The sequence below is a fragment of the Rhodopseudomonas sp. BR0C11 genome (assembly GCF_010820945.1).
Lineage (GTDB): Bacteria > Pseudomonadota > Alphaproteobacteria > Rhizobiales > Xanthobacteraceae > Rhodopseudomonas > Rhodopseudomonas palustris_H.
In genome coordinates, this window is sequence record NZ_QTKI01000268.1 from 1 (window position 1) to 6,580 (window position 6,580).

General features: G+C 67.4%; 5 protein-coding genes. 2 read left to right on the plus strand and 3 right to left on the minus strand.

What is annotated here, in order from left to right:
- Nucleotides 1-2 precede the first annotated feature (2 nt).
- Nucleotides 3-2,003 (plus strand): carbohydrate porin, encoded by a 2,001-nt coding sequence (locus DYI24_RS18320; RefSeq protein ID WP_164573317.1) that lies wholly within the window; start codon nucleotides 3-5, stop codon nucleotides 2,001-2,003.
- Nucleotides 2,004-2,219: 216 nt separating this feature from the next.
- Here the strand turns inward: DYI24_RS18320 and DYI24_RS18325 are convergent, their stop codons facing one another.
- The gene (locus tag DYI24_RS18325) at nucleotides 2,220-3,392 is read right to left on the minus strand and encodes a M20 aminoacylase family protein (RefSeq protein WP_164573318.1); all 1,173 of its coding nucleotides are present in this window, start codon (nucleotides 3,390-3,392) and stop codon (nucleotides 2,220-2,222) included.
- A 124-nt stretch (nucleotides 3,393-3,516) separates the two neighbouring features.
- On the opposite strand from DYI24_RS18325, the gene DYI24_RS18330 reads away from it, so the two are divergent.
- Entirely contained in the window at nucleotides 3,517-5,136 is a 1,620-nt protein-coding gene (locus tag DYI24_RS18330; protein ID WP_164573320.1) for a GMC family oxidoreductase, read from the plus strand.
- A gap of 270 nt (nucleotides 5,137-5,406) precedes the next feature.
- Here the strand turns inward: DYI24_RS18330 and DYI24_RS18335 are convergent, their stop codons facing one another.
- Both DYI24_RS18335 and DYI24_RS18340 read right to left on the minus strand, forming a co-directional pair.
- Nucleotides 5,407-5,562 (minus strand): hypothetical protein, encoded by a 156-nt coding sequence (locus tag DYI24_RS18335; protein ID WP_164573322.1) that lies wholly within the window; start codon nucleotides 5,560-5,562, stop codon nucleotides 5,407-5,409.
- A gap of 153 nt (nucleotides 5,563-5,715) precedes the next feature.
- On the minus strand, nucleotides 5,716-6,580 hold an 865-nt coding region (locus DYI24_RS18340), incomplete at its 5' end, for an HsdM family class I SAM-dependent methyltransferase (protein WP_164573323.1).

Here is a 6,580-nt window from a genome sequence, read left to right on the forward strand (position 1 = left end):
TTCTGCTCTTTCCGATCCTCGCTGCCGCCACGGTCTGCGCCGCGCCCGCCGGCGCGGCCGATCTCGCGCGCAAGGCGCCGGAGGCCGCGCGCGCGGTGTTCGACTGGAGCGGGTTCTATATCGGCTCGCATTTCAGCGCCGTGGCCGGTCACTCCAACTGGAGCTCCACCCCCGCCGGCGGCAGCGGCTCGATCGACCTGTTCGACGCCTTTCAGCTGTTCAAAGGCACCGGCAGCTACGTGATCGGGCTGCAGGCCGGCTACAACTGGATGCTGCCGTCGCGCTGGCTGATCGGCATCGAGGCCGACCTCAATTCGCCGAACACCCTCGGCGGTAATACCGGCAACACCCTGCCGTCGGGCACGGTCGGCGGCCACGACCATCAGGCGCTGCTCGGCGGCACCGTGCGTGGCCGGGTCGGCTACGCGTTTGGCGGCTGGCTGCCTTACGTCACCGCCGGCTTTGCCTGGAGCTACGACCGGCTGCGCTGGCCGCCGGATCCCGCGCTCGCGCAGCAGGAGACCGCGCTGCTGTGGCGGCTCGGCTGGGCCGCCGGCGCCGGCGTGGACGTGCCACTGTCGCCGGCCTGGAGCGCGCGCGCCGAATATCTGGCGACCGGGTTCGGCTCCGGCACCGTCAGCTTTCCGATCGCCGGCCAGAGCGTGTCGTCCGACGTGCTGACGCATGCGGTCCGGCTCGGCCTGAACTATCGGCTCGGCGAGGACCTGACCAAGTCCGACGTGTTCACCAAGGGCATCGATGCGCTGGAGCTGGAGCGCTTCGCGGTGCATGGCCAGAGCACCTTCACCTGGCAATACGCGCCCGGCTTCCGCTCGCCGTATAGCGGCGCCAACAGCCTCGCCCCCAACCAGGCGCGCGAGACCTTCGACGCCACGCTCTACATCGGCGCCAAGCTGTGGGACGGCGCCGAGTTCTGGGTCAATCCGGAGATCAATCAGGGGTTCGGCCTCAGCGGCACCTTCGGCATCGCGTCGTTCCCAAGCGCGGAGTCCTACAAGGTCGGCGCCAACTATCCGTATGCACGGGTGCCGCGCTATTTCGTCCGCCAGACGCTCGATCTCGGCGGCGCGGTCGAGACCGTGCAGGGCGGGCCGAACCAGTTCGCCGGCAAGCAATCCGCCGAGCGGATCGTGATCACCGCCGGCAAGTTCTCGGTCGGCGACATCTTCGACGTCAACAAATACGCCCATGACCCACGCGTCGACTTCCTCAACTGGGGCCTCGCCGACGCGCTGACCTTCGACTACGCGGCCGATGCCTGGGCGTTCACCTACGGCACCGCGGTGGAGTGGTACACCGGCGCCTGGACGGTGCGCGGCGGCGTGTTCGATCTGCCGCAGACGCCGAACAGCACCGATCTTGATTCCAGCTTCGGCCAGTTCCAGCTGATCGGCGAACTTGAACATCGCCACGAGCTGTGGGGCCTTGCCGGCAAGGTGCTGGTCACCGGCTTCCTCAACCGCGCCCGGCTCGGCAACTTCACCGATGCGGTCCGCGCCGCGCAGGCCACCGGCACCACACCGAGCATCGCCGACGTGCGCCGCTACACCTCCAAGACCGGCCTGTCCGCCAGCCTGGAGCAGCAGCTCACCACCGACATCGGCATGTTCGCGCGCGCCGGCTTCAGCAGCCCGAACCTCGAGACCAACGCGTTCACCGATTCCGATCGCACGGTTTCGGCCGGCCTGTCGCTGTCGGGACGGATGTGGGGCCGCGCCGACGACACCATCGGCATCGGCGGCCTGCTCAACCACATCTCGGCGTCGCGGATCGCGTATCTCGACGCCGGCGGCTTGACGGCGATCATCGGCGATGGCCGCCTGCCCAACCCGGGCGACGAAAAGGTGTTCGAAGCCTATTACAGCCTGCCGGTGTATTCGTGGCGGCTGACCGCGGACTATCAGTTCGTCGCCAACCCGGCCTTCAACCGCGACCGCGGCCCAGTCCACCTGATCGCCACACGACTGCGTACGCAGTTCTAGGACCGTTCTGTTTCCGATCGGTTCGGGGGTGGCGCTCTGCAGCCCTCACAGCAGACAAAACCTCATGGTGAGGAGGCGCGAAGCGCCGTCTCGAACCATGCGCCGCGAGTCACGCGCTGCCTCATCCTTCGAGACGCCCGGCTTCGCCGGGCTCCTCAGGATGAGGTCCGTGCGCTCGTCAAAGAACCTCATCGCCTCAATTAGTCGATGCCGCACTCACGCCGCCAGTTGCGTCTCGACCAGCCGCACCCAGTACGAGGTGCCGTACACGATCGCCTCGTCGTTGAAGTCGTAGGCGGGGTGATGCAGCCCGGCGCTGTCGCCGTTGCCGATGAACACGAACGCGCCCGGCCGCTTCTCCAGCATATAGGCGAAGTCCTCAGCGCCCATCAGCGGCGGCAGCGGCACCACATTGGACTCGCCGGCAATGTCGCGCGCGACCTGGATCGCCACGTCGGTCTCCGCCATGTGGTTGACCAGCACCGGATAGCCGCGCTCGTAGGTGAGCTCGATCCTGGTGCCGGTCACCTGGGCGACACCAGCGACGACGTCGCGCACCCGCTGCTCGACCATGTCGCGCACCTCGGCCGTCATCGTTCGCACCGTGCCCTTCAGCTCGGCGTATTGCGGGATCACGTTACGGGCGTTGCCGGCGTGGAATTCGCACATCGACAACACCGCGGCTTCAAACGGATCGACGTTGCGCGAGACGATGCCCTGCAGCGCGGTGATCAGTTGCGCGCCCGCCAGCACCGGATCGACGCACAGATGCGGCCGCGCGGCGTGGCCGCCATGGCCTTCGATGCGGATGTCGATCGCGTCGGTCGCCGCCATCACCGGCCCAGGGCTGATGGCAAAGGCGCCGACCGGAATGCCGGGACCGTTGTGCATGCCATAGACCTGATCGATGCCGAACCGCTCCATCAGGCCGTCATCGATCATCGCCGCGGCGCCGGCACCGCCCTCCTCTGCCGGCTGGAAGATCATCACCGCATCGCCGGCGAAGTTGCGGGTCTCGGCAAGATAACGCGCTGCGCCGAGCAGCATCGCGGTGTGGCCGTCGTGGCCGCAGGCGTGCATCTTGCCGGGCACCTTGGAGGCATAGGGCAATCCGGTCGCCTCGACGATCGGCAGCGCGTCCATGTCGGCGCGCAGCCCGATCGCCTTAAGATCGCCGGTGCCGGCCGGGCGAGCGCCGCGGATCACGCCGACCACGCCGGTGCGGCCGAGCCCGGTGACGACCTCGTCGCAGCCGAATTCCCGCAAGCGCTCGGCGACGAACGCCGCGGTGCCTTCGACGTCGTACATCAGCTCCGGCTGCTGATGCAGCGTACGGCGCCAGGCCGCGATGTCGGGCTGCAGATCGGCGACGCGGTTGATCACGGGCATGAGACGATGCGGCTCCAGTTATCGAAGCCTGCAGGCTAACCGCCCCGTCCCGCTCCGGCAACTGTACAGCGCCGGCCCGCGGCGCTAAGCCTCTGCGCAACGACAAAATGCACGGGCGGACTCGATGACGGCACGGATCGAAGGCGAATTCGACACCATCGTGGTGGGCGCGGGCACCGCAGGTTGCATCGTCGCCAACCGCCTGTCCGCCGATCCGAGCCGGAAGGTGCTGCTGCTCGAAGCCGGCGGCCGCGACAACTGGATCTGGTTTCACATTCCGGTCGGCTATCTGTTCGCGATCGGCAATCCGCGCTCCGACTGGATGTTCAAGACCGAGCCCGAGCCGGGCCTGAATGGTCGGTCATTGGCCTATCCGCGCGGCAAGGTGATCGGCGGCTCCTCGGCGATCAACGCAATGATCTCGATGCGCGGCCAGGCCGCCGACTACGACCATTGGCGCCAGCTCGGCCTCACCGGCTGGGGCTGGGATGACGTCCGCAAGGTGTTCCGCCGGCTCGAAGACCACTTCCTCGGCGACAGCGAGCATCACGGTGCCGGCGGCGGCTGGCGGATCGAGGCGGCGCGGCTGTCATGGCCGATCCTCGATGCGGTCGCGAACGCGGCCTGCGAGATGGGAATCCCGCGCAGCGCCGATTTCAACACCGGCGACAACGAGGGCGTCGGCTACTTCCACGTCAATCAGAAGCGCGGACGGCGCTGGTCGTCGGCGCGTGGCTTTCTCAAGCCTGCCCTGCACCGCTCCAACCTGCGGCTCGAAACCAATGTGGTGGTCGACCGCGTGCTGGTCGAGAACGGCCGCGCGGTCGGCGTCCGCTTCCTGCAAAACGGCGTGCCGATCGAAGCCCGCGCCCGCCGCGAGGTGGTGCTGTGCGCCGGCGCGATCGGCTCGATCCAGGTGCTGCATCGCTCCGGCATCGGCCCGGCCGAATGGCTGAAGCCGCTCGGCATCGAACCGGTGCTCGATCGCCCCGGCGTCGGCCGCAACCTGCAGGACCACCTGCAGCAGCGCGCGATCTACAAGGTCAGCGGCGGCCGCACGTTGAACGAGATCTATCACTCGCTGCCGCGCCGCGCCTGGATGGGACTCGACTACGCGCTGCGCCGGCGCGGGCCGCTGACCATGGCGCCGTCGCAGCTCGGCATCTTCACCCGCTCCGATCCACATCAGGAGCGCGCCAACATCCAGTTCCACGTGCAGCCACTGTCGCTCGACAAGTTCGGCGATCCGCTGCATCGCTTCCCGGCGATCACCGTCAGTGCCTGCAACCTGCGGCCGACCTCGCGCGGCGAGATCAAGCTGAATTCGACCGCGCTCGACGCCGCGCCGTCGATCGCGCCGCACTATCTGTCGACCGCCGAAGACTGCCGCGTCGCAGCCGATGCGATCCGCGTGACGCGGCGGCTGATGAAGCAGCAGGCGCTGGCGACGTATCATCCCGAGGAGTATCTGCCCGGCCCGTCGGTCGGCGACGACGACGCCTCGCTCGCCAAAGCCGCCGGCGATATCGGCACCACGATCTTCCATCCCGTCGGCACCGCCAAGATGGGCCGCGCCGACGATCCGCTCGCGGTGGTCGACGAACGCCTTCGCTTCCACGGCCTCGACGGCCTGCGCATCGTCGACGCCTCGATCATGCCGACGATCACCTCCGGCAACACCAACACCCCCACCGCCATGATCGCCGAGAAGGGCGCGACGATGATCCTGGAGGATGGGAAGTAAGCGCCAAGCCGCGCCTCGCTCGGGGGACCTTCCCGCTCACTTGTCAAACAGCCACGTCGCTTCGTTCTCGCGGCGCCTGATGCGTCCGAGCCGTGCACCCGTCGCTGCGCAGCGAGGGGTGGGGGCGCGCCGGTCGGCGCAAAGGGTGGTGCTGATCGCGATGGCTGCGAACCATCGCGCGACGCCTCGTCGGCGCGCCCACCGCGGCGAGTTTTGAGCCGAAGGACCGTGCTTCCGGGACCGAGCGAGCTTGCGGGCTTTCCCCGGCCTCTACTCGACCCGTCCAGCCTCTTGAAGCGGCAGCCGCTCGTAGTAGCGGCGGACGGCGACCCTCGACTTCCCGGACGACGTGGCTGCGAACCACACCGCGCAGGACGCCGCATCCGGCCGGACGATGCCGCGCAGTGCGACTTCGCCGACCCTCACCGGCCAGCCTCCCGGCCGATGATCTGTCCCACTCAACGACGCCTCGCGAAGCGCCCCCGTGGACAGGACAAAGCGGATTATAGTCATATTAGGAATTTTGTCAAGTCGGTTCGAGGGCCAGCGTGGACGACGCGCCGCGGAGCGACGGTTGGCTCAAGCCGGCCCCTCCCCCAGCGCCTTCGACACGTTCCGGAAGCGCTCCAGTGCCGTCTCCAGGCTTTCGACGATCTCAGCGGCGACTTCGTCGGGCGGCGGCAGCAGGTCGGGGTCGTCGAGGGTGTCGTCCTTGAGCCAGAAGATGTCGAGATTGACCTTGTCGCGCGCCAGCAGGGCGTCGAGCGGGTAGCGCCGAAACTTCTGGGTTTCGGTGCGCTCGGCGCGGCGGCCCGATCGGTAGCAGGCGACGAAGTCGTCGAGATCGGCGCGGACCATCGGGCGCTCCTTCAAGGTGAAGCGCTGGTTGGTCCGCAGGTCGTAAATCCAAAGCTCCTTGGTGGAGGCGGTCTCAGACGGCGGCTTCTTGTCGAAGAACAGCACGTTCGCCTTGACGCCCTGCTTGTAGAAGATGCCGGTCGGCAGCCGCAGCAGGGTGTGGAAGTCGAAGTTCTGCAACAGCCGGCGCCGAATGGTCTCGCCGGCGCCGCCCTCGAACAGCACGTTGTCGGGCAGCACCACGGCCGCTTCGCCGTTCGGCGCCAGCACCGTCATGATGTGCTGGAGGAAGTTGAGCTGCTTGTTCGACGTGGTGACGAAAAAGTCCTGTCGGTCGTAATCCTCACGCTCGGAATCGATCTCGCCGTCGTCGCGGACGATGCGGTAGCTCTGCTTCTTGCCAAACGGCGGATTGGTCAGCACCACGTCGTAGGTCTTACCACCGATGCCGAGCAGCGCATCCTTCTGCTCGACGATGGAGTCAGCCCCGGTGATGCCGTGCAAATACAAGTTCATCGCCGCCAACCGCACCACTTCGGGTACGATGTCGACGCCTGAGAACTTGTTCTTCAGCTTGGAATAGACC